The organism is Parachitinimonas caeni, from assembly GCF_030129945.1.
GTDB lineage: Bacteria > Pseudomonadota > Gammaproteobacteria > Burkholderiales > Chitinimonadaceae > Parachitinimonas > Parachitinimonas caeni.
Genome location: NZ_JARRAF010000003.1, coordinates 132,375 through 150,892, shown reverse-complemented (window position 1 = coordinate 150,892; position 18,518 = coordinate 132,375). Strand labels below are relative to the sequence as shown.

General features: G+C 54.1%; 18 protein-coding genes. 9 read left to right on the top strand and 9 right to left on the bottom strand.

The window, feature by feature from the left end:
* The first annotated feature begins 10 nt into the window (after positions 1 to 10).
* The 6 genes from PZA18_RS03605 to PZA18_RS03580 all read left to right on the top strand — a co-directional run bounded on the left by PZA18_RS03605 (position 11) and on the right by PZA18_RS03580 (position 4,758).
* Entirely contained in the window at positions 11 to 757 is a 747-nt protein-coding gene (locus PZA18_RS03605; RefSeq protein WP_284099426.1) for a Nif3-like dinuclear metal center hexameric protein, read from the top strand.
* A 110-nt stretch (positions 758 to 867) separates the two neighbouring features.
* Positions 868 to 1,461 (top strand): ubiquinol-cytochrome c reductase iron-sulfur subunit, encoded by a 594-nt coding sequence (gene petA, locus PZA18_RS03600; protein WP_284099425.1) that lies wholly within the window; start codon positions 868 to 870, stop codon positions 1,459 to 1,461.
* Positions 1,462 to 1,474: 13 nt separating this feature from the next.
* Positions 1,475 to 2,713 carry a cytochrome b gene (locus PZA18_RS03595; protein WP_284099424.1) on the top strand — a complete coding sequence of 413 codons (1,239 nt, stop codon included), beginning with the start codon at positions 1,475 to 1,477 and terminating at the stop codon, positions 2,711 to 2,713.
* Between the two features lie 15 nt (positions 2,714 to 2,728).
* Complete coding sequence (locus tag PZA18_RS03590; protein ID WP_284099423.1) at positions 2,729 to 3,511, top strand: cytochrome c1; 783 nt, start codon at positions 2,729 to 2,731, stop codon at positions 3,509 to 3,511.
* 144 nt (positions 3,512 to 3,655) lie between these two features.
* The gene (locus tag PZA18_RS03585; RefSeq protein ID WP_284099422.1) at positions 3,656 to 4,258 is read left to right on the top strand and encodes a glutathione S-transferase N-terminal domain-containing protein; all 603 of its coding nucleotides are present in this window, start codon (positions 3,656 to 3,658) and stop codon (positions 4,256 to 4,258) included.
* Positions 4,259 to 4,281: 23 nt separating this feature from the next.
* A complete protein-coding gene (locus PZA18_RS03580; RefSeq protein WP_284099421.1) occupies positions 4,282 to 4,758 on the top strand; it encodes a ClpXP protease specificity-enhancing factor in 477 nt (158 codons plus the stop codon).
* A 170-nt stretch (positions 4,759 to 4,928) separates the two neighbouring features.
* Here the strand turns inward: PZA18_RS03580 and PZA18_RS03575 are convergent, their stop codons facing one another.
* The 5 genes from PZA18_RS03575 to purM are packed head-to-tail and all read right to left on the bottom strand — an operon-like array spanning position 4,929 to position 9,786.
* On the bottom strand, positions 4,929 to 6,191 hold the full coding sequence (locus tag PZA18_RS03575; protein WP_284099420.1) for an RsmB/NOP family class I SAM-dependent RNA methyltransferase: 1,263 nt from the start codon (positions 6,189 to 6,191) through the stop codon (positions 4,929 to 4,931).
* Positions 6,192 to 6,195: 4 nt separating this feature from the next.
* A complete protein-coding gene (locus PZA18_RS03570) occupies positions 6,196 to 6,882 on the bottom strand; it encodes a DUF3108 domain-containing protein (RefSeq protein WP_284099419.1) in 687 nt (228 codons plus the stop codon).
* Between the two features lie 12 nt (positions 6,883 to 6,894).
* Positions 6,895 to 8,031 (bottom strand): DUF3108 domain-containing protein, encoded by a 1,137-nt coding sequence (locus PZA18_RS03565; RefSeq protein WP_284099418.1) that lies wholly within the window; start codon positions 8,029 to 8,031, stop codon positions 6,895 to 6,897.
* A 30-nt stretch (positions 8,032 to 8,061) separates the two neighbouring features.
* A complete protein-coding gene (purN, locus tag PZA18_RS03560; protein WP_284099417.1) occupies positions 8,062 to 8,685 on the bottom strand; it encodes a phosphoribosylglycinamide formyltransferase in 624 nt (207 codons plus the stop codon).
* A 54-nt stretch (positions 8,686 to 8,739) separates the two neighbouring features.
* Positions 8,740 to 9,786 carry a phosphoribosylformylglycinamidine cyclo-ligase gene (gene purM, locus PZA18_RS03555; protein WP_284099416.1) on the bottom strand — a complete coding sequence of 349 codons (1,047 nt, stop codon included), beginning with the start codon at positions 9,784 to 9,786 and terminating at the stop codon, positions 8,740 to 8,742.
* Between the two features lie 117 nt (positions 9,787 to 9,903).
* Here purM and PZA18_RS03550 point away from each other — a divergent pair, with 117 nt between their 5' ends.
* Positions 9,904 to 10,968: an AI-2E family transporter gene (locus PZA18_RS03550; RefSeq protein WP_284099415.1), complete on the top strand. Its 1,065-nt coding sequence runs from the start codon at positions 9,904 to 9,906 to the stop codon at positions 10,966 to 10,968.
* Positions 10,969 to 11,083: 115 nt separating this feature from the next.
* Complete coding sequence (gene hda, locus PZA18_RS03545; protein ID WP_284099414.1) at positions 11,084 to 11,755, top strand: DnaA regulatory inactivator Hda; 672 nt, start codon at positions 11,084 to 11,086, stop codon at positions 11,753 to 11,755.
* Between the two features lie 109 nt (positions 11,756 to 11,864).
* Here hda and PZA18_RS03540 read toward each other — a convergent pair whose 3' ends face one another.
* Together PZA18_RS03540 and PZA18_RS03535 are read right to left on the bottom strand one after the other, a co-directional pair.
* Positions 11,865 to 13,487 (bottom strand): hypothetical protein, encoded by a 1,623-nt coding sequence (locus PZA18_RS03540; protein ID WP_284099413.1) that lies wholly within the window; start codon positions 13,485 to 13,487, stop codon positions 11,865 to 11,867.
* Entirely contained in the window at positions 13,487 to 13,927 is a 441-nt protein-coding gene (locus PZA18_RS03535) for an HIT family protein (protein WP_284099412.1), read from the bottom strand. Before PZA18_RS03535 ends, PZA18_RS03540 begins: the two co-directional genes overlap by 1 nt.
* Positions 13,928 to 14,136: 209 nt before the next feature.
* Between PZA18_RS03535 and PZA18_RS03530 the strand changes: the two genes are divergently transcribed.
* Complete coding sequence (locus PZA18_RS03530) at positions 14,137 to 15,171, top strand: M48 family metallopeptidase (protein WP_284099411.1); 1,035 nt, start codon at positions 14,137 to 14,139, stop codon at positions 15,169 to 15,171.
* Positions 15,172 to 15,546: 375 nt separating this feature from the next.
* On the opposite strand, the gene PZA18_RS03525 is transcribed toward PZA18_RS03530, so the two are convergent.
* Together PZA18_RS03525 and PZA18_RS03520 are read right to left on the bottom strand one after the other, a co-directional pair.
* Positions 15,547 to 16,602, bottom strand: a complete 1,056-nt coding sequence (locus PZA18_RS03525) for a TRAP transporter substrate-binding protein (protein ID WP_284099410.1) — start codon at positions 16,600 to 16,602, stop codon at positions 15,547 to 15,549.
* A 108-nt stretch (positions 16,603 to 16,710) separates the two neighbouring features.
* On the bottom strand, positions 16,711 to 18,363 hold the full coding sequence (locus PZA18_RS03520) for a flavin monoamine oxidase family protein (RefSeq protein WP_284099409.1): 1,653 nt from the start codon (positions 18,361 to 18,363) through the stop codon (positions 16,711 to 16,713).
* Positions 18,364 to 18,518 lie beyond the last annotated feature (155 nt).

Sequence of the window (18,518 nt, the reverse complement as noted above, 5' to 3'; positions counted from 1 at the left end):
CAGACGACATATGCTATTACGTGAGCTTGAAGAGTATACCGGACAACTTCTGGTGGTTGAGCGATATCGCGACTACTGCCCGAATGGAGTGCAGGTCGAAGGAAAGTCTGAGGTGACCAGAATCGCTACAGGTGTAACCGCAAGCCTAGAGTTGATTGAGCAAGCAGAGGCTTGGGGGGCTGATGCAATATTGGTCCATCACGGGTACTTTTGGAAGAATGAGGAGGCTTCGCTCAGAGGTGTTAAACGCAATCGAATTGCTAGGCTTTTATCGAGGAATATAAGTCTTCTTGCGTACCACCTGCCTTTAGATTCGCATGAACTGCTCGGAAACAATGTCCAACTCGCCAAGCGGCTTGGGGTTACCCCAACCGGTCGCTTTGGGGAGCAGGATATAGGCTGGATTGGAACTTTGGGTGGTGAGTGGGCGTTGGCGGAGCTGGCGCTCAGGCTTGAACAAGTAACATGCCGGTTACCAATTTTAGTGCAGGGTGGAAAAGGCACTGTATCGCGCATAGCTTGGTGTACAGGAGGGGCGCAAAATTTGTTTCAGCAAGCTATTGATTTAGATGTTGATGTGTTCATTACGGGGGAGGCTTCTGAGCCCTGTTATCACCTGGCGAAAGAATCTGGTGTGGCTTTTATTGCCGCAGGACATCACGCAACGGAGCGCTATGGAGTGCAGGCGTTAGGTGAGCACCTTTCGCAGAAATTTGGGCTTGAGCACAGATATTTTGATCTTGATAACCCCATTTAGTGTGTGGTTGGGATAACCCTTTTTGCCGCAAGGCTTAAATTACATGGATAGATCAGCTAAAATCATTGGATTTTCGGGTTTCGGTTTCTATCTGGATCAGGGATTGGGTTATGAGTAATCAAATAGACAGTAGCAAGCGGCGCTTCTTGACCGTTGCAACCGGCGCTGTTGGCGGCGTTGCGGTGGTCGGCGCAGCGGTACCATTTGTCGCCAGTTGGTTTCCATCTGAACGTGCCAAGGCGGCCGGGGCCCCGGTTGAATTTGACGTTGGTAAGATGGAGCCTGGCGAGAAAGTGACCATTGAGTGGCGTGGAAAGCCAGTTTGGATGGTCAAGCGCACCGATGAGATGATGGCAAGTCTTGGTAAACTGGAAGCTGCAAAAGTGTTGGCTGATGCGTCGTCAGAGGGTAGCGTGCAGCCAGACTATTGTAAGAATATGCATAGATCAATCAAGGATCATGCCAACATTCTGGTTGCCGTGGGAGTTTGTACCCACCTAGGGTGCTCTCCGACATATCGTCCAGATCTCGCCCCCGCAGATCTTGGAGCTGACTGGCTTGGAGGCTTTTTCTGTCCTTGCCATGGTTCGAAGTTTGATTTGGCTGGACGTGTTTATTCAAGCGTACCCGCTCCTAAAAATCTTGATATCCCACCGCACAAGTATTTGAGCGAAACCAAACTGCTGATTGGTGACGACAAGTAAAGAGGCTAGCCTGATGAATAAAGTACAACAAATTGTCGATTGGGTTGATGCTCGGTTTCCGGCTACGCAACTCTGGGAGTCACAGTGGGGCAAGTATGTAGCACCAAAGAATTTTAATTTTTGGTACTACTTCGGCTCTTTGGCCATGCTGGTTCTGGTAATCCAGATCGTAACTGGTATTTTCTTGACAATGAACTATAAGCCGGATGCAAATCTGGCTTTTTATTCAGTCGAGTACATCATGCGTGATGTGACGGGCGGATGGTTGATTCGCTATATGCACTCAACTGGCGCATCAATGTTCTTTGTCGTCGTTTATCTGCATATGTTCCGTGGATTGATATATGGTTCCTATCAAAAGCCACGTGAGTTACTGTGGATTTTTGGCATGCTCATTTTTCTGTGCCTAATGGCCGAAGCGTTCCTCGGCTACCTGTTACCATGGGGACAGATGTCGTTCTGGGGTGCGCAAGTTATCGTAAACCTGTTTTCATCTATTCCTGTAATTGGCCCCGACCTTTCTGTTTGGATTCGAGGTGATTTTGTTGTATCCGATGCAACGTTGAATCGCTTTTTTGCTCTGCATGTCATCGCGGTGCCTTTGGTCTTGTTACTACTGGTAGCGTTGCATCTGATCGCATTGCATGAAGTTGGCTCGAACAACCCTGACGGAATTGAGATTAAGAAACAACCAAAGGATGAAAAGACTGGTTTGCCATTGGATGGAATTTATTCACACCCTTACTACTCCATTAAAGATATTTTTGGCGTGGTAGTGTTCTTGATCGTATTCAGTGCGGTTGTCTTTTTTGCGCCGGAAATGAAGGGCTATTTCCTTGAGTACAATAACTTTATTCCCGCAGATCCGCTGAAGACGCCCCCCCATATTGCCCCGGTTTGGTATTTCACTCCTTTCTACGCAATTTTACGTGCAGTGCCATCTTTGTTTGGTACTCAGGTTTGGGGTGTTTTAGCAATGGGTGCTGCCGTCATGATTATTGCGCTACTGCCTTGGCTCGATCGCAGCCCGGTTAAGTCAATTCGATACCGCGGCACCTTGTACAAGTCGATCCTGGCGGTATTTATCGTAGCTTTTATTGGTTTGGGTATTCTTGGAGCGTTACCGGCTACTCCTGTAAGAACCACGCTCTCGCAGATTTTCAGCGTGATTTACTTTGGATTCTTCTTGGCAATGCCTTGGTATACCAAAATGGATAAAACCAAACCAGTCCCAAGCCGGGTAACTGGATAAGGCGAGGAATAAAATATGAAAATGATCAGCAAGTTTTTACTTGCTTTGGCGATGGTGCCGCTTCTGGCGGTTGCCAACGAAGACGTCAAGCTTGATCCGGCCCCCGTGAATACAAGGGACCTTGCTTCATTGCAAAGTGGTGCCAAGTTATTTACCAATTACTGTTTGTCTTGTCATGGTGCTCAGGCTATGCGCTATAACCGACTGATGGATATTGGTATTTCTGAGGGGCAAATCAAAGAAAATCTGATGTTTGCAGGTGACAAAGTTGGCGAAACCATGAAGGTCGCCATGCAGGCAAAGGATGCAAAGGTTTGGCTTGGGGCGGCCCCGCCTGATCTTTCCGTTATCGCACGATCTCGTGGTGCCGACTGGCTTTACACCTATATGCGCAGTTTTTATCGCGACCCATCCCGACCGACTGGTTGGAATAATACCGTCTTTGATAAAGTTGGTATGCCGCACGTTCTCTGGAACTTGCAAGGTGATCAAGAATTGAAGGTTACTTCCCACCCGGCAGAAGGAGGCAAAGATGCGCATGGACCTGCAACGCATGCGGAGAAAAGCTTAGTTCTTATAAAAGCTGGCGAGCTGACACGGATCAAGGAAGATGGAAAGGCTCACACTGTTGAATATGATGCTAAGGTTGCTGATCTGGTCAACTTCCTGGTTTGGATGGGAGAGCCTGCACAAAATACTCGCGAGACGGTCGGGTATTGGGTGATGTTGTATCTATGCTTCTTGCTGCTACCAATGGTTTGGTTGGTGAAGCGGGAGTATTGGAAAGATGTGCATTAAGTTTAAATTGCTCTGAGGAAAAGCGGGCATACCCGCTTTTCCTTTTTATATTTTGTGTTTGGCAATAATCTGGTTTTAAACAGATTTACCCCGACCACGAGTTATTAATTTTTTAATCGCTGTTTGCGGTGGAGACTTATCACCATGATGACACTTTACTCTGGTACTTCCTGCCCGTTCAGCCACCGCTGTCGTATTGTTCTGTTTGAGAAGGGCATGGATTTTACTATTGTGGATGTTGATGTTCACAATAAGCCCGAAGATCTGGCAGTCATGAACCCATACAATGAGGTTCCAGTGCTGGTTGAGCGTGATCTCGTTTTGTACGAGTCAAATATCATTAACGAATATATTGACGAGCGCTTCCCGCATCCTCAGTTGATGCCTGCAGACCCAATCATGCGAGCGCGTGCTCGCCTGTTCTTGTTTAATTTTGAACGTGAGTTATTTGCCCACGTTCGTACTTTGGAACAGGGCGCGACTGGTAAAGCGGCAGAGAAATGCAGAACGACCATTCGCGATAACCTTGGACAAATCGCCCCTTTGTTTGCCAAGCAGAAGTTTATCCTGGGTGAAGAGTTTTCCATGCTGGATGTGGCACTTGCCCCTCTGCTATGGCGTCTTGACCATTACGGGGTCGAGGTTTCTAAGCCAATGGCGCCTGTATTGAAATACGCAGAAAGAATTTTTAGCCGCCAGCCATTTATTGATTCGCTAACGCCCAACGAAAAGGCGATGAGGAAGTAAATTCTGTTGGCAGGAGAGATGCAATGTCGACAGTTTCGACCAAGCCATATTTGATTAGAGCCATACACGAATGGTGCTCCGATCATGGATTTACGCCATATCTGGTGGTCGCAGTAAAGGACCGTATGCAGGTGCCGATGGAGTACGTCAAAAATGGCGAGATTGTGCTGAATATCAGTTACAACGCAACGCGAGCCCTGCAACTTGGAAATGACTTTGTTCGGTTCTCGGCGAGGTTTGGTGGTGTCTCCCGTGATGTGGCAGTTCCCATTGGAGCTGTTGTGTCAATTTTTGCAAGGGAGAATGGTGAAGGAATGGCGTTTGAGCCGGATAACACGGAAGTAGGGGATTTGTCGGCTGTTCCTGAGTCGGTGAGTTCTAGCCCTTTGCGGGCCGTTGATTTGTCTTCGGACGATGAGCCACAGACTGCAGAGGAGGAGCCTGAGCCACCGACACCGACCCCATCAGGTAAGCGGCCAAGTCTTCGCATCGTAAAATGACATAGTGACCTGAGTGGTGCATTTACCGTAGCGGCTTGTATGCTTAGATCATCAGCCCATTTTTGAGCAAGCACGGTTGTAAAAAAGGGAATGCTTTAAGCATTCCCTTTTTTATTTTGCGCTAGCCAGATTCGTAGATGGTAGTTGGCTGCAGTGACTACAGGTGCGTATTACTCGACTCTTTCCAACACAGCAGCAAAGAAGCCATCGCATTGGTGATCCTTAGGATTGAGTTGCAGGAATGGTCCTGTATTCAGTTCGACTCTGGAGGAAGCCAGTGCTTCTCCTGCATCCCTTACTACGAAGTTTGGATGGGATTGCAAGAACGATTCAATAACTTTCTGGTTTTCGACCTGAAGAATGCTGCAGGTGGCATAGACAAGTCTGCCACCTACCTTTGGCAGTCGTGCGGCAGAGGTCAGGATGGAGAGCTGTTTCGCGTTCAACTCTGCAACACTTTGAGGGCTTTGGCGGAATTTCAAATCGGGGTTACGTCGTAGGGTGCCAAGACCAGAGCAGGGTGCATCGACAAGTACCCTGTCAATTTTGCCCGACAGCCGCTTGATCTTAGGATCATTTTCCGAGCTGATAAGCTGAGGGTGTACGTTGGACAGGCCTGAACGTGCCAGACGGGGCTTCAAATTCGCCAAGCGCTTTTCACTTACATCAAATGCGTATAAGCGCCCTGACGACTGCATCAGCATGCCGAGTAGCAAGGTCTTTCCGCCTGCCCCTGCGCAGAAATCGACAATCATCTCGCCGCGTTTAGGTGCCAGAAGTAAGCCGAGCAGTTGACTGCCCTCGTCTTGCACTTCAATGACGCCTTCTTGAAATAATGGATGCCGATTGATTGTGGGCTTGCCTGCAAGCCTGATCCCGTGAGGGCTGAAAGGGGTTGGGGAGTGGGCAATCCCGTCTTGACTGAATCGTTCCAGAACAGCCTCTCGGTTGGCTTTGATCGTATTGACCCGCAAATCCAGACTGCCTGAGCTGCCGAAAGCACGTCCCATTTCGATGATCTGTTCATCACCGAGACCATCTTCGCGCAGCATGCCGACAATCCAGCTTGGCAATTCGGCCAGTTCCTCAATTTCTGCCGATGCAGATTTGGCCGCCTTAACTTCGGAGATCCAGCGTTGTTCCGATTCGGTGATATATGGAGTGAGTTCACGCAGGTTGAGCCCATAAACTGCAGCGAGCCAAGCCAAAGTAAGCTTGCGCGGTGTGGGCTGGGCTCCAGACAAGCGATCAAGCTGAATTTTATTGCGCAGGATGCCGAATACTGCCTCAGCTACGAAGGCGCGGTCTTGGGCGCCCAGCTTGGGGTGTTCGCGGAAAAAGCGTGACATTTCAATGTCTGCTGGCGCACGAAGTGGCATCACGGCGCGTACGGCATCAATGGTTGCGGCAAGTTGAGTGCTGGTGAAAGCCATGAATTTATTCCTTTCGTTCTGTTGGCTCGATTTCTACATGGCGAGCAACAAACTCAATAGTGTTGTTTCCTTCAGCTCGGCTGAGCTTTAAAGGCAGATTGTGATGTGCAGGTGATAGCCATACCTCTGAGCGACTGTCGCCATCGGCGCTACGAAGGACCACAAGGCTTAGCTCATTGCTATCTATCTTCAATTTGGCGGTGCCTGCTTTACCGAAGGTATCGTGCCGAAGCTTTTTACCTGTGGCAATTTGCATTCCTGTCCCATCTCCAACGTATGAAAGCTGGTATGGGAAAGCGTTGATATCCTGGGCGCCCTTTTCCAGTTCACCAGACTGTGGGTTGTCGGGTTCTCCGAATTTGGCGACTAAGATTTTCCAGTCGAACTCACAAAAATTCCGAAGGTCATCTGACTTGCCCCGACGTTCCTCGAATCGCGATGGTATCAAGCCCTCTTTAGCCAGCCGGCCTTCACTTACATAGTGGATGGTTGGCCCCAAAATCGGTATCAGCATGGTGTCGAGTCGATAGCGTTCCCCTTCAATCACCCAGCGTTGCGAGGCCTTGCCAATTTTCAGTCCGCCTCCGTAATACACGTCAAAATCAATGCTGGCCCGTTTGGGCAACGGGCCAGCCCAAGCGAGGCTGCAGATTGCCATTAACGTGCAAATGGTGGTGACAACAAACTGCATGGGTATTCTTCCTTATTTATCTCGTTGAGGGGGGGCGATTGACCGCTCGAAGATCGTCTTCCCCTCGATTTCCAGCTTGTATGCAACAAATAGTACTGACTTGTCCGGTTTATCCAGGGATAGGCGTAGTGGCAGGTTATTCCACTCTGGCGCAAGCAAGATCTGATAAACCGCAGTGTTTTGTGATCCTTTTAATAGCAGCACCGAAATGTCTTTATCTCCCGTTGGGAAGTTGGTCTCCCCAGCGAGCTCGAAGGGAAAGCGATACAACTTGCGCCCATCGGCAATCGTCATGGTGAAACTGGGTAGCTGGCTTCCTTGCAAGGCAAATTGATGGGCTGCCGACAGAAAATCCTGACTGCCTTTCTCGATAGGCTCGGTCTTCAAGTGACTGGGTTCACCATAGCTAATCTGACTGTTTGCCCAGTCGAATTTCGCCATACGTTTGGGCTGTGGCGCGTCGTTTGCATACTCCGCAAAATTCTCTGGAACCAAGCCATTTGGACCCACAGAGCCGTGGCTCTCGAAGCGGACTGACTGACCAAGGAGACGTGCTCCCAAGGTGATGTCATAGCGATCTGCTTGACGCTTCCATACCAGCTGAGCTTGCACGCCTGCTACGGCGCCCTGACGAGCCAGATAGTGAATGACTACATGATTCGGAAAGCTCTGTACTACTGGAGGTGGCGGGTTGGTGGGCTTTACGTCTTCCTGAGTTGGAGTGCCGGGCGGTGCGGGAGCTTCCTCTTTGGTCGCATCAAAGCTTGATGAGAGAGTCTCTGTGAGCTGGGCAAGCTGCGATGCGGCATTGGCTTGAGTAGCTTTCGGTGGGCGACGTATCGTCGTGCGGTGAGCCACCTTCCTGGTGGGCTGCGGCGTATCAGGCTGTTCCAGCTCTGGGGCTGTCGTGCCGATTGAGGGGGGAGGGCGTTCCTGACGGTGTGCCAAGGTGATTGTTAGCTGTTCGATAGCTGGGCCTTTACGCCTGCCCGTGGCGTTTTCCGTCAGTGATTGGCCGCTCAGGGTTTTCGTGGTGGCCTGAACTTTGATCTCGCTGGCTTCTGTCGTACTGAGCCACCATAGCCACGCACTATCCCCGAAAGTGAGAAGAGCATGAAGCAGGGCCGACAATGCAAAAGCAACGATCAATGTCGGCGTAATCAGGTGCCGGCGAGACAACTACGGCCTTCCCGACGAGTGATCCGATAAGCGAGTATTGATGACGCGCATTCCCTCGACCCGTAAATGTCCTTGCACAAAATCGCTGACAGCTTCAGGGTAAATGCGATGTTCGGCCGCTAAAACCCGTTGTGCCAGGCTCTGTGCCGTATCGTCATTCAAGATGGGCACAACCGCCTGTGAGACGATGGGGCCGTGATCAAGTTCCGCAGTAACGAAATGGACGGTACATCCAGCAACTTTGCAGCCAGCATCAATTGCGCGCTGGTGTGTATGCAAGCCGGGGAAGGCTGGGAGCAAGGAGGGATGGATATTGAAAAGGCGACCTGCGTAGCGTTGCGTGAATTCGGCACCCAGAATACGCATGAACCCAGCAAGGATAAGCAGATCTGGTCTGAACTGATCAATGGCATCCGCCAGAGCGGCATCAAACTCTGCCCGGTTGGCATATTGTGTGTGGTCTACCGTAACGGTGTGAATGCCCTGAGCCTTGGCCCAGTCCAAACCATAGGCATCGGGGCGATTGCTGATGACTGCTGCAATCCTCGCGCCAGAGATGCGTGCATTGACCAGGGCCTGCATGTTCGAGCCCCGGCCCGAAATCAAAATAACGATGTTCTTCATAAGGAGGGGGGCGGGCCGGCGAGTAAACGTGCTTGCCGGCCTGCCTGTTGATTATCAGGCGACCTGAGTTTGATGCTCGTTGCTGTCACGCAGGCGGACATGCCCAATGCGATAGACGGTTTCGCCTTCAGCGGTCAGCTGGCGGATGGCCTCTTCGGCGTGTTCCGCGGCAACCACTACAGCCATGCCAATCCCACAGTTGAAGGTGCGATACATCTCCTGGCTGGCGATATTGCCTGCCTGTTGTAACCACTGGAACAGCTTTGGCAGCTGCCAGCTGGCGGCATCAATCTGCGCGACACAATGCTCAGGCAGCACGCGGGGTATATTCTCGGTGATGCCACCGCCGGTGATATGAGCCATGCCCTTGACCGGCAGGTTGGCCATCAGCTTCAGCATGGGTTTGACGTAAATGCGAGTCGGGGCCATCACCACTTCAGCCAGTGACCGGTCGCCGTCGAAGGTTGCTGTGAAGTCGGCTTCCGCAAGGTGCAGCACCTTCCGGATCAGGGAGTAACCATTCGAGTGGGCGCCATTGCTGGCCAAACCGAGGACAACGTCACCAGGTTGAATTGATTCACCGGTAATGATCTGGCTCTTTTCAACTACGCCAACGGCAAAACCTGCCAGATCATATTCACCAGCCGGGTACATGCCGGGCATTTCTGCGGTTTCGCCACCAATCAGGGCGCAGCCGGCCTGTTCACAACCGTGAGCGATGCCTTTGATGACTTCCGTCGCAGTGGTGACATCAAGCTTGCCGCAGGCGAAGTAGTCGAGGAAGAACAACGGCTCGGCGCCTTGAACCAAAATATCGTTGACACTCATGGCAACCAGGTCGATACCTACTGTGTCATGGCGGTTAAGTTCAAACGCCAGCTTCAATTTGGTGCCGACCCCGTCGGTGCCCGATACCAGAACGGGCTCGCGGTATTTTTTTGAAATCTCAACGAGACCGCCAAATCCGCCGATGCCTGCCAACACTTCGGGGCGCATGGTACGACGCGCAAACGGCTTGATGTTTTCAACCAGCTGATCGCCAGCGTCGATATCGACGCCAGCGTCACGATACGAAAGGGAGGTGCGGGATGGCTCGGTCATGGGGGCGGCTCGCAAGCAGAGAAGGGGCGACATGATGCGTCGCAAAACATGGTTTAATGTGGCGCGGCCGGGGCAAACAGGCTGCAACCTACGGAAACTCCTTGCATTTTACCCGAAATGAGACAGAAACGCTTTGCTGGAGGGCGAGTAGTCGCCTTGCTGGGGATTCTCGCTGTAGTCATCGCTACGGTTTATTTGCTGGCGCCGATTCTTGCGCCGTTTGTGGCGGCAGCCATTATCGCGTACATGCTGCACCCACTGGTTGACCGACTTTCGCGCTATCGATTGCCGCGCAGCCTCTCTGCCGGCTTGGTGATGACCGGCTTATTCGTTGCTGGATTGAGCATGTTGCTGGTGATCGTGCCCTTGTTTGTGCAGCAGATACGGGCGCTGGCGGGGTATTTACCCAAAGTCATCAGCTGGGGCAAAGATACACTGGCGCCTGGTTTAGTGCAGCGGTTTGGTATAGACATCCGTCTGGAGCCAGAGCAGGTCAAGGCTTGGCTGGCCTCTCACTCTGATGCGGCAGGCGCTGCGCTGAACAAAATCCTGCCCTCGCTGGCAGATGGCGGCGCCGCGCTGTTTGGTGTGTTGGCCAATATGTTGCTGCTGCCGGTGGTCTTATTTTATTTCTTGCGTGATTGGCCTGCGGTGATCCGCATGGTGGATGAGCTGATTCCTCGCAGCTGGCATGGCAAGGTACATCAGGTAGGTGGTGAGATAGACAGCCTGCTTGGACAATTTTTGCGTGGGCAGTTTTCGGTCATGTTGATCATGGCGGCGTTTTACAGCATTGGTCTGGCCTTCACTGGTTTGCATTCGGCATTGGCGATAGGTTTAGTTGCGGGTTTTCTGGTCTTTGTCCCGTATTTGGGTGTAATCGTGGGGGCAGGGCTGGCTACGCTGACAGCGGCTTTGCAATTCGGCACTGTGATTGGCCTATTGCCGGTATGGGGTGTTTTTCTGATTGGCCAGTTACTGGAGGGGTTTTACATCACACCGACGCTAGTGGGGGAACGTATCGGCTTGCACCCGGTTGCGGTGATTTTTGCCTTGCTCGCCTTTGGTCAACTCTTTGGATTTGTTGGTGTTCTGCTGGCATTGCCCTTGGCTGCTTCATTGCTGGTAGCCCTTCGGCATATGAAGGCCCATTATGTAGAAAGTCCACTCTATCGGCGCTGAGCTGGATGTTTGCAGGTAAATTGCAGACAGTTTCTGCCAAATCCTCTGCGGTGAGCCTTATATCTGTGGAGCCTAGCCGGTACAATTCGGTGCTGTATGCTGTTGCTGGATTATCTTGAAACAACTTCCTCTCGATCTTGAGCTTCCCCACCCATTTGCGTTCGATAATTTTGTTGTCGGCGCAAATGCGGAGCTGGTGTTCCAGCTCAGTGAGCTTGCCCGTGGCAAGTTGCCTGAGCGCGCCATCTACATTTGGGGCGTAACTGGTACCGGCAAGTCTCATTTGCTCAATGCGACTGAGCAGGCTACGCGGGCGGGTGGCTTTGCTGTCGCGCGCATTGATGCACATTCGCTTGTCGATGCCAACGCGCCCATGGCTGAGCTGCTGGTAGTGGATGACATCGAAGCCGCCAGTCCTGCATCCCAGATTGCCTTATTCGACCTCTACAACCAACAGCGTGAAGCAGGCCTGGCCTGGTTGGCGGCAGGTACGCTGCCCCCGTCGCAGCTGCCGTTACGCGAAGATTTGCGCAACCGGATGGGGTGGGGATTGGTTTATGAAGTGCGGCCCGCCAATGACGACGACAAGATCAAGCTGCTACAGCAACGAGCGCTGGAGCGTGGTGTGGAAATTGGTGAAGAAGTCTGCCGTTATCTGGTGACCCATCGCGGCCGAGATCTGGCCTCATTATTTGCTGACATCGCTTGGCTCGACCGCGAAGCGTTGGCAGCCAAACGCCCGGTTACCCTGCCATTTGCCCGCGAGGCATTGCGCCAGCGGCGTTAAGCTCGCTAAACCGCTCTCACCCTGCCCCAAAACTCGGCCCGGCGCGACCGGAAACAAAACGTCAACAGGACCTGAATCAGCCTCAGTGGCCGGGGCTGCCAGTTGGAGCTCAATGCAGTGCGCCGCTGAAAGAGATCCGCTCGAAATCCAATCCCCGCTCCAGCAGGCCGTCCAGCCGCATGCGCCGTATTTGCCCATCCTGATACACCTCCAGAATTCGACCGGCTTTAAACCAGTGCAGAGGCAAAACCAGAGATGGTTGGGTCTGCAGGGCGGTAACGGGCGGCAGCATCAGAGCCGGGGTGAACTTGTTGCTGAAGGTATTCAAACCTGTGGCACGCACGGCAATGGTTTTCGGGATGCCTGGCAAAATCCGTATCCCAGCCTCCAGCGCGTCGTTTTCACCTTGCTTGATCCAGCGAATGGTGCCCAACACGATAGGCTGACCGGGCGCTGGGCGTATTGCTAACAGCTGGTGATGCGCTACCCTTTGGCCGGGGCTGGTTCGGGAGAGGCGGAATCCCAACGCGCTCTGATTGATGATGTCCCAGCGTTCGGTTTCGACGTGCTGCGCAGCAACCTCCGCCTTGGCGCTGACGTGCTGGGCAACATTGCCAAACAGCTGGAAGTCGGTGATGGCCCGGCCATGAATTTCAGACGGGCGTTCTGGTAGATCGAAAGGCGCTCCACCAATAAAAGTATAGCTTTGCTCCATAGTGGTGGTGATTTCTGCGATGCCTTCCGCCGTATGGCGGGGAAGCGCTCGATCAACCGGCATATCACACCATTCCTGATACAGGCTGATCAGATACGACTCCGAAGCGGTTGCCGAGTATTCCTCACCCAAACCAAGCTGAGCCGGTGATTCGCCAGCACGCAGGTACTTGATGCGTTTACGGATGCTGCGCGCCAGGGAATCGGTATCGATATAGCGGAAGGTTTCCCCGCGAGGCGGTGGGTCAAGCCGCTTTGCCTCACCGGGTTGATCCAGCTGCAAGGTCAGCATGCCTTTATCGCAATCCTGAGGCGGGTTGACCAGCAAGGGAGTTTGATTGGACCAGCGGTCAAGCAGGCGATCCACCCACAGGATCTGCTTGATCGACATCGCAGAAGGGTTGGCGGCGGCCAGCAGCAGAGCCTGAGAAAATGCGGCGGCGCAGGAAGACAGCTCGGTTTGCCGGTTCTGGCTGTCTTTGACGATTTTGACCGAATGCTCATTGTTTTCGGCTAGGCGGAACAGGGCGAACAGCTCGCTCCAGGCCAGTTCGCTGACCACACGATAGGCCAGATGGTGCTCGCGGATGGCCAGTGCCGTATAGCGGATCGAGCGTTGTCCGGCCAGTGCAACGTAATCGCTGATGCCCGATTCGCCATCAAGCGCGGCACGCCAGCAATGGCGATAGCCGATCGACATCTCGCGCCAGAGTGTGACATTGCTATGCCAGACTGCTGCTTCGGCTTCGGCAAGCGGAAATGGCTTGCCGGCATAGCGTTTGGTATTTTCTTCCTGCAGCAGGGACAGGGGTTCGCGCAGCATTTCGAGCATCTTGATACGCTCGACTGGCGGAACGGGTGCGCGGTTCAAACGTGCCAAAGTATCCAGAATCTCGGTATGTGCTTGCCGCACATTGATCATCGGAACCAGCTTCAGCCACTCTTTAAAGCCACGGGCGTCAACAAACTCCAACGGCGCATCAGCATCAAACCCTGGCAGGTCGAGATCGACCTTCATCAATTGCCTCCATTGCTAGCGAGTTGGGTCATGGCGGCGTGCAGGCGATCTTTGAGGCGCCCAATCAGCCCTGAATCCAGCGGATGGCTAGCAGCGCGCCGAGGCGCTGCCCAGATCGGGTCCGGAAAATGCCGATCATCATCAAATCGCGGAATGATGTGCCAATGCAGATGTGGTACCTGGTTACCCAGGCTGGCCAGATTGATCTTGGTTGGTTGCAACAGTTCACGCAATATCGACTCGGCGGTAAACACGGCATTCATTAATAATTGCTGGTGCTCGGTGGATAAGTCGCTCATCTCGGCGACGTGCTGGCTCCAGACAACGCGAACAAAGGCCGGATAGTCGGCATCTTCAGCCAGAATCACGCGCCAGAGTGGTCCTTGCCAGACAAGCGTGCCACCGGCAGTGTCACAAAGTGGACATGGTTTGTACGACATAGAGGCAAATGTATCAATTTGTCATAGCATAACAGCTCAAGCTTAGCCCAAAGCCAGCAGTCATCCAAACGCCGTTAAGCACAGATGAACGATGGGTAACCGTAATTTCCATCTCGTCTGGCGCGAGTTTGGTAGGCGGGAAGGGCACAGGCGACCGGCGGAAGCGCATTAATTGAAGCGCGTTAATTCATTACCTTGGGTGGAGTCACGTGCAGTCTGAATCTATCAATAAGAGTTCTTTGCCTGCCAAATGGCATGACGGTACCCAGTCGCATGCCCATCCCGTCACGCTGAGGCTGGAGGCAGGGCACCTCTGCATCGATCATGCTTACGGAACCCAGAAATACCGGTTGGGCGATATCACGATACAAGCTGAGTTGGGGAGTCTGGCCCGCCGCATTGATCTTCCTGACGGAGGTCAGATCGAAGTCGCCGATCGGCAGGGCTTCCGTCTGTTGATGGGCGAGGAGCGCGGCTGGTTGCAGCGGCTGGAGTCAGGCAAGCGTTGGATTGCATTGAGTTTGATCATTCTGATGGCGTCTGCATTTGTCACCTATCGTTGGGGCTTGCCGTGGGTGGCCGATCGGGCGGCAGACGTGGTGGATGCCAACACCGAAGCCAGTTTGGGCAGAGAGGTACTGGAAGCGGTGGATGAAGACTGGGTTAAGCCGAGCAAGCTGCCTGCGCAGCGACAAACCGAGCTACTACGCCGCTTTGCCGAGCTGGCTGGCAAGGACGCCAACCATTATCGGTTGGAGTTCCGGGCCGCGCCGGAGATCGGCCCCAATGCTTTCGCCTTGCCGGGCGGGACCATCGTCTTGACGGATGAACTGGTGGCGTTGACCAAAGATGATCGGGAAGTGATGGCTGTTTTGGCGCATGAAATGGGGCACGTCAATTATCGGCACAGTATTCGTGGCCTGATGCGGGCCGCAGGCTTGTCGGCGGTGACGGCGATGCTGACGGGCGAGGTGGCCTCATTGGGAAGTGTGCTGGCATCGGCGCCTGTGCTGGTGGCGCAGCTCAAGTACAACCGGGATTTTGAAAACGAGGCCGATGATTTCGCCCTGCAGATGCTGCCGCGTCGGAATATCTCGCCTTGCTACTTTGCAACAGCAATGGGGCGCCTGGAGGGCTGGTATCAGCGTAAGGCCGGCAAGCAGGATGGGATTCCCAGCTGGTTATCGACCCACCCTGAAACGGATGATCGGATCGTGCCGTTTCAGCGTTTCTGCCAGAAATAGTAGGCTTTGTTGACGTTTTGTTTTCGGATTGCGTTTCGTCGGATGTGGGTCTGATGGCAGGCGAAAAGCGCGCCACTTAGGGGTAAGCCACGCGATTTTCCACCAAGTTGCGCAGGCTGTAAGGCTTGCAGTGCACGCCAACAACCTGGCAGTTAAGGCCGCAGCTAGCCCCAATCCGGCGCAACCCCCCGTCCCCGCACGGGGGGGCGGTAAGCTGCATTGCGGCAACCACCACGAAAGGCTGAGGTCGAGTTTGGGGCAGGGCGTCGTCCGGGTTCGCTTATTTAGCCCGCTAAACCGCGTGGCCTCACCCCAAAACTCGGCCCGGCGTAGATCGGGAGGTCAACCAGGGTGCCAACCTGCTACTTCGCCGGTCTATGGGGTCGCGCCAAGGCCAATCACTTTGCCGACGGTTTTGCTCCATTCCTTGCTGCATTCACTGCCGCAACGTTCGAACCAGCGTTTCACCACAGCCTGTTTGAGTAGATGTTTGACCTTGCTGCGATCAGAATCGCTGGCTTCAACGATGGTCATACTGCCTTTTGTGTCCAACGCGCAGCGGTCACTGCCGCTATTGCAGGCAATGCCGAGGGCCGTCTGCGATTCAGCGGCGTGCCATAAGTCATCCGATAGCTTGCGGATACCCTCGCGCAATGCTGTTTGATCCTTGCTCTCAAGCTTGTCCCAGCTGCTGCTGTTGACGCCGAGCAACATCATGCTCCAGCCCAGTGGCAGGTTGTAGAGGTGGGTGGTGACTTCGTAGAACTTGGCGGTGTATGCCGGCAAGGTGCCGGTGACCAGGCAATCCACGCTGCCATCCTTGATTTTGGCGTAGGTTTCGTCGAATGGCACGCTGAGGGTGACGGCGCCAAAAGATTCAATCAGATCACTGGTGGTGCGCAGGCTGACCCGTATCTTCCGGCCTTTCAACGACTCCAGGCCGGAAATCGGACCTTTGCACAACAGCATTTGCGCGGGATAAGGCCACAGTGCTAGCACCCGGATGCCGTATTTTTTCTCAAAGTGCCGGCTCAGCGCTGGCAGACCGGTGTCGGCTACCTTGCGCGCCGTGGCAATGTCGGGCGCCAGACCGCCCAGATCCACGCCTTCGACGATGGGGTCTTCCGCTGAAACGTAACTGAGTACGGTGGTGCCGAAGTCTGCCATGCCAAGACGCATCAGCCGGATCATTTCCGAACCCTTGAGACCAGCCTGATTAAAGGGTGTCAGCTCTACACCAAGGCGCCCCTCCGATAGCTTGGGCACGGCTTCGGTCCAGAACGGCTTTTCGAAGTCCTTGTACTGACTCAGCATATCCCATGAGCCAAATACCTTGAGCATGGTCGCAGAGGGGGGCGATTCTGCTGCGGGTGCCTGGCTGGAGAGCAGGGCCAGGCCTAGCGCAAACGGGATGAATAGTTTTGTTGGCATGTGTTCCTCCTGCCGCCGGCGAGCCCCGGATTGTCAGGTTATGGCGGGCATGGTTTGACGCGGCAATCCGCCCCCCGATGTTGCGCAGTGCGGGGGGCGAATGCGGCTTTAGCGGGCGAAGGCCGCTTCTGGTGTCGCGGCTTCGACAGCGCTGCTGTAGTCGTAGTCGTGCGCGGGCATGTCAGACAGGTGCGGTGGACGCAATGGTTTCAGATGCGGGTCGTGGAGCAGTTGCTGGCATGCCAGCAGGGCCGAGTCGAGCGCGCCGACGATCCAGGTGTGGTGCACACTCAGGTGCTCACCCGCAAAGTAGACGTGACCTTCGGGCTGACGGGCAATGGCAAACAGGCTGCGGAACTGGCCTGGGAAGAACATGGCATCACCGGTTGCCCATTCCAGTGACCAGGCAACGTCGAATGACTCGATGTACTGACCATAAACATCCACCTGACCGTTGTACAGAGTGTTCAGGTTGTCCAGCGCCAGCCGCACGCGGTTCTCCTGTGATTGGGCCAGCCAGTTGTAGGCATCAGTCATCCACGAGTAAAGCAGCAGTACGCCTTTGCCATTGTCGCCGATGCCGTATGAAGGATAGACGCACCAGCGAGAGGGTAGATCGGTGATCGACTGGCCCCCATTCGAAGGCTTGGGCGTGTGTTCCCAGAACCGGCTCTTGAAGCGCAGGCCGATCTTGTAGAGCGGTTCATAGTGCATGGCGCGGATGCCGTGCATCTTGGGTACCGACCATTGCGGGGTCTGGATCATCCGCAGCGCTGCGGGCGGTATCGCCATGATGACTCGGTCGAACACGGCTGGCATGTCGGATTTGGTGTGATGAATCGCCACCTTTCCGCCCGGCAGGTTTTCGATTTTGTGTACCTGAGTACCCATGGTGATGTGCTCACGCCCGAACAGATCGGCACAGCCATTGGGCAGACGGTCCATGCCGTGTTCGATGGTTTTCCACTTGGCGTTGGAGAAATCCATGTTTTCGATTACCAGCTCGGTAAAGCTGTTCTGGAACTGGTTGGTTTGCGAAGTCATGGTTTCGACGTAGTTCACCTTGGCGGCAGACCAGCCGCATTCCTGAGTCAGATAGGTGTACATCGAGTAATTGTCGTACTTCATCAGCAGGGCAAAGCCGGCATCGAAGTCCTCGGCCAGCAGCTTCTCAAACTTGCCAATAGCTTCGTTCAGCAGCTGCGAGGCCGTTTTATTGCGATCTTTGGGGGGGAGGGGGAAGTCGAGGTCTTCGGGGTGCTGGTCGGCATACGCGACGGTCATGGTCTGGCCGTCCGGGCCGCGCTTGCCGTTGACGTACACCAGATTGCCCTTCTGGTCATACAGCACGTAATCAATCAGCTTGATGTGCTTTTCGGGAGGTAGCTTGGCATTCAGATAGTCCACCAGATGAAACACCGGTTGCTGGGCTTCAATGTCAGGCAGGCGCATGGCGCCGGCCTCAAAGTACTGGTTCGGGTCATCATTGAAACGGTGGGTATACACGCGGCCGCCCAGTCGATCCGGGCTGGCTTCGAAGATATGGCAATCAACGCCACGGGAACGCAACAGCAGTGCCGAGTAGAGCCCGGCCATACCGCCACCGACAATCCCGACCTTGATCTTGGCAGGGTCCGGTCGATCGCCGGTGGTGGGGACCAATGGGGCGGGGGCGTGCTTTTTCAACCATGCTTCATAAGCCGCCCTGAGTGAGGGTTTGCCTTTGGGGGTGCTGGCATACATATGGGATGAGTCGCTCATGATGTCCTCCTGAATATCTTCAAATTGGCAGGCCCGCCCGTCTGACCTGATCCGTCACTCTTCCCCGCAGCGCCCCCGACCTCTGCCAATACGTTGCGCTGCCGAGACAGTCCATGCGGATGTCCAGCAGATTTCTTAGCCCATACGATAATAGG

Coding starts and splice junctions, on each gene's coding strand:
- PZA18_RS03605 (WP_284099426.1), top strand. CDS start 11: ATGCTATTACGTGAGCTTGAAGAGTATACCGGACAACTTCTGGTGGTT.
- petA (WP_284099425.1), top strand. CDS start 868: ATGAGTAATCAAATAGACAGTAGCAAGCGGCGCTTCTTGACCGTTGCA.
- PZA18_RS03595 (WP_284099424.1), top strand. CDS start 1,475: ATGAATAAAGTACAACAAATTGTCGATTGGGTTGATGCTCGGTTTCCG.
- PZA18_RS03590 (WP_284099423.1), top strand. CDS start 2,729: ATGAAAATGATCAGCAAGTTTTTACTTGCTTTGGCGATGGTGCCGCTT.
- PZA18_RS03585 (WP_284099422.1), top strand. CDS start 3,656: ATGATGACACTTTACTCTGGTACTTCCTGCCCGTTCAGCCACCGCTGT.
- PZA18_RS03580 (WP_284099421.1), top strand. CDS start 4,282: ATGTCGACAGTTTCGACCAAGCCATATTTGATTAGAGCCATACACGAA.
- PZA18_RS03575 (WP_284099420.1), bottom strand. CDS start 6,191: ATGGCTTTCACCAGCACTCAACTTGCCGCAACCATTGATGCCGTACGC.
- PZA18_RS03570 (WP_284099419.1), bottom strand. CDS start 6,882: ATGCAGTTTGTTGTCACCACCATTTGCACGTTAATGGCAATCTGCAGC.
- purN (WP_284099417.1), bottom strand. CDS start 8,685: ATGAAGAACATCGTTATTTTGATTTCGGGCCGGGGCTCGAACATGCAG.
- purM (WP_284099416.1), bottom strand. CDS start 9,786: ATGACCGAGCCATCCCGCACCTCCCTTTCGTATCGTGACGCTGGCGTC.
- PZA18_RS03550 (WP_284099415.1), top strand. CDS start 9,904: ATGAGACAGAAACGCTTTGCTGGAGGGCGAGTAGTCGCCTTGCTGGGG.
- PZA18_RS03540 (WP_284099413.1), bottom strand. CDS start 13,487: ATGAAGGTCGATCTCGACCTGCCAGGGTTTGATGCTGATGCGCCGTTG.
- PZA18_RS03535 (WP_284099412.1), bottom strand. CDS start 13,927: ATGTCGTACAAACCATGTCCACTTTGTGACACTGCCGGTGGCACGCTT.
- PZA18_RS03525 (WP_284099410.1), bottom strand. CDS start 16,602: ATGCCAACAAAACTATTCATCCCGTTTGCGCTAGGCCTGGCCCTGCTC.
- PZA18_RS03520 (WP_284099409.1), bottom strand. CDS start 18,363: ATGAGCGACTCATCCCATATGTATGCCAGCACCCCCAAAGGCAAACCC.